Annotated in this window: 2 protein-coding genes and 2 pseudogenes; all 4 read right to left on the reverse strand. The window is 78.5% G+C overall.

Annotated features, from left to right (window positions below):
* On the reverse strand, window positions 1-1206 hold a 1206-nt coding region (locus BJF79_RS34695; protein ID WP_410050182.1), incomplete at its 3' end, for a beta-ketoacyl reductase.
* 98 nt (window positions 1207-1304) lie between these two features.
* Window positions 1305-2360, reverse strand: a pseudogene (locus BJF79_RS34700) (polyketide synthase dehydratase domain-containing protein); the annotation flags it as partial.
* Window positions 2288-3217 carry an acyltransferase domain-containing protein gene (locus BJF79_RS63010; RefSeq protein WP_075903794.1) on the reverse strand — a complete coding sequence of 310 codons (930 nt, stop codon included), beginning with the start codon at window positions 3215-3217 and terminating at the stop codon, window positions 2288-2290. The gene BJF79_RS63010 and the pseudogene BJF79_RS34700, both read right to left, overlap by 73 nt.
* Before the next feature lie 74 nt (window positions 3218-3291).
* A pseudogene (locus tag BJF79_RS67665) lies at window positions 3292-3645 on the reverse strand (ketoacyl-synthetase C-terminal extension domain-containing protein); the annotation flags it as partial.
* Window positions 3646-3649: the final 4 nt, after the last annotated feature.

Genomic DNA, 3649 nt, shown 5'->3' on the forward strand with positions numbered 1-3649 from the left:
GCACCAGCCCGGACCGCGCAGGCGCGCGCGCGCCGTCTCGCCGAGCCCGTCGACCATGCCGGGCACCTCCCACGGCCCCCACGCCACCGACACGGCGGGCAGCCCCGCCGCCGCGCGCCGCACCGCGAGCGCGTCCAGGTAGGCGTTGGCCGCCGCGTAGTTCGCCTGCCCCGGGTTCCCGACCGTCCCGGCGAGCGAGGAGAACAACACGAACGCCCGCAGGCCCAGGCCCTCGGTCAGTTCGTGCAGGTGCCGCGCCGCGGCGGCCTTCGCACGCCACACCTGGTCGAGACGCTCCGGGGTGAGGTCGGTGACGACGCCGTCGTCCAGCACCCCGGCGGTGTGCACGACCCCGGCGAGCGGACGGTCGGCGGTGACCGCGCGCAGCAGCCCGGCGAGCGCCTCCCGGTCCCCGGCGTCGCACGCCGCGGCCGTCACCTCCGCGCCGAGCCCGCGCAACCCCGCGACCAGCTCCGCCGCCCCGGGCGCCTCCGGTCCCCGCCGGCTGACCAGCAGCAGACGGCGAACCCCGTGCCGCTCCACCAGATGCCGGGCCACGACCCCGCCCAGCCCCCCGGTCCCCCCGGTGACCAGCCAAGTACCGTCCACGGGGCCCCTGCCATCCCCGGGGCCCCGACCGTCCACGCTGCTCGGGTCGGTCGTGCCGCTAGGGCCGTTCACGCTGCTCGGGTCGGTCGTGCCGCTCGGGCGGTCCATGTTGCTCGGGTCGGTCGTGCCGCTTGCGTCGTCCAGGCCCGCGTCCCCGGCATCATCGGTGTTTCGGGTGTTTGCGGCATCTCTGGCGAGGAGGCGTTCCGGGGCGGAATCGGCGCGGGTCAGGCGGGGGACGAGGACGTTGCCTTCGTGCAGGCGCATTTCCGGTTCTCCGGACGTGAGCGCGGCGGCGGTCGCCGCGTGGGAGGCCGCGGCGCCGTCGCGGTCCAGCAGGACGAACCGGCCCGGCTGCTCGGCCTGCGCGGACCGGACGAGTCCCCAGGCCGCCGCCACGGCCGGGTCGGCCGCCGCGACCGCGCCGGTGCTCACGAACGCGAGCGGGGCGGCGGGGACGGAGTCCCCGGCGAGCCGGTCCCGGACGTGGTCCAGCACCTCCCGGACGGTCGCGGCCGCGTCCCGTCCGGTGTCGAGGACGACGACGTCCGGTTCGGGGCCGTCCGTCTCCGGGACGTCGAGGGCGCGCCACTCCACCGTGTACAGGTCGCGGGGGGCGGTGCCCGCCGGGCGGACCAGCAGCGACCGGACGGTCGCCAGCGGCGCGCCCGCGCGTCCTCGACCCGGATCGCCACCGTGTCCGGGCCCGTGCGGGTGAGGCGGGCCCGCAGCACGTCGCCGCCCCGGCCGTCCGGGTGCAGGTCGACGCCCGTCCAGGCGTACGGGACGAGCGGCGCCTCGGCGTCGTGCGCGGCGGCGTGCAGGACCGCGTCGAACAGCGCGGGGTGCAGCCCGTACCCGGCGGCGTCGAGCCCCTCGGGCGGGCGGACCTCCGCGAAGACGTCGCCGTCCCCGCGCCACGCGGCCGCGAGGCCCTGGAACGCCGGGCCGTAGCCGAGGCCGAGGTCGCCGAGCCGCGCGTAGAGGCCGTCGTGGTCGAGGGGGTCGGCGCCCGGCGGCGGCCACGCCCCGATCGCGGGCGGTCCGGGGGCCGGTTCGGGGGCGAGCGTCCCGGACGCGTGCCGCGTCCTCGGCGCGTCCTCGTCGCCGAACGGGCGCGCGTGCAGGGAGACCGGGCGCCGCCCGCCGCCGTCGGGCGCGCCCACCGCGACCTGCACCCGGACGCCCCGGCCCGCCGGGACGGGCAGCGGCGCCTCCAGCGTCAGCTCCGCCAGGTGCGGGCATCCGGCGAGGCCGCCGCCGCGCAGCGCCAGCTCCACCAGCGCCGTGCCGGGCAGCAGCGGGTCGCCGTGCAGCGTGTGCTCGCCCGTCCACGGGTGGGTCCGGGAGTCGATCCGTCCGGTCAGCAGCAGGCCGCCGGAGTCCGCCAGGTCCACCGCCGACTCCAGCAGCGGGTGCCCGCCGGGGGACGGCCCGGCGGCGCCCGGCGCGGGCGCGTCGATCCAGTACCGGCGGCGCGCGAACGCGTACGTCGGCAGCTCGACGCGGCGTCCCGGCAGCAGCGGCGACCAGTCGACCGGGGTCGCCGTCGACGTGCGCGTCCGCCAGAGCGCGGCGAGCAGCGCGGGCGCCTGCGGGCGGTCGCCGCGCTGCGCCGGGATCAGCGCCGGGTCGCGCGGCCCGGGCGCACCGGCCAGCGACTCGCCCATCGCGGCGGTCAGCACCGGGACGGGCGCCAACTCCACGTACCGGACGACGCCCCGGTCGGCGAGCGCGCGGACGCCGTCCATGAACCGGACGGGCTCGCGGATGTGCCGCGCCCAGTGAGCGGGGTCGCACAGCTCCGCCGCGTCGCGGCCGCGATCGGGATCGTCGGCGCCGCGTACGACAGGCCCTCCGCGACGGCGCGGAACTCGTCGAGCACCGCGTCCATGTGCGGGGAGTGGAAGGCGCGGCGGACGTCGAGGCGGCGGGTCCGGCGGCCCCGCTCGGCGAGCCGGGCCGCGATCCGCTCCGCCGCCGCGGCCGTCCCCGACACGACCGTGGCCGACGGCGCGTTCACGGCGGCGATGTCGACGCCCTCGGTGAGCAGCGGGCGGACCTCGTCCTCGGCCGCCTGCACGGCGAACATGGCGCCGTCGCCGCGGGCGGCCTGCATCAGCCGTCCCCGCGCGGAGACCAGCGCGGCGGCGTCCGGGAGGGACAGGACCCCGGCGGCGTGCGCGGCGGCGACCTCCCCGATGGAGTGCCCGATGAGCAGGTCGGGCCGCAGCCCGCAGCTCTCCAGCAGCCGGAAGAGGGCGATCTGGAAGGCGAACAGGGCGGGCTGGGTGAAGGACGTGTCGGCCAGCAGGTCCGCGGCGCCGTCGGACATCGCGTCCCGGACGGGCATGTCGAAGTACTCCGCGATCTCGTCCATGGCCGCCGCGAACACCGGGAACGCCTCGTACAGGCCGCGCCCCATCCCCGGCCGCTGGCTGCCCTGCCCGGAGAACGCGAACGCGGTCGGCCCCGGACGGGACGGGCCGCGCGGCGGGCCGTCCGCGGCGAGCGCCGCCAGCCCGGACAGCAGGTCCGCGCGCGAATCGGCGAGGATCGCGGCGCGCTGCCGGAAGGCGGCGCGGCCGACGGCGAGCGAATGCGCCACGTCGCGTCCGGGATGTCGGGGTGCCGCGCCAGGTACGCGCCGAGCCGTTCGGCCTGCGCCCGCAGCGCCTCCTCCGAGCGCGCCGACAGCAGGAACGGGACGGGCCGGGCGGGCTCCGCCGGGGCCGTGCCGTCGTCGGGGACGTCGTCGGGGCCGGGTTCGGCGAGGATGACGTGCGCGTTCGTGCCGCTGACGCCGAACGACGACACGGCGGCCCGCCGCGGCCGGTCCGTCCGGGGCCATGCGGCCGGACGGGCGAGCAGCCGCACGTCCCCGGCGTCCCAGTCGATGTGCGGGTTCGGCTCGTCGGCGTGCAGCGTCCGCGGCAGCACGCCGTGCCGCATCGCCATGACCGTCTTGATGACGCCCGCGACGCCCGCCGCCGCCTGCGTGTGCCCGATGTTCGACTTGATCGACCCCAGCCACAGCGGC

Origin of the sequence: Actinomadura sp. CNU-125 (genome assembly GCF_001942465.1) — a bacterium.
Lineage (GTDB): Bacteria > Actinomycetota > Actinomycetes > Streptosporangiales > Streptosporangiaceae > Spirillospora.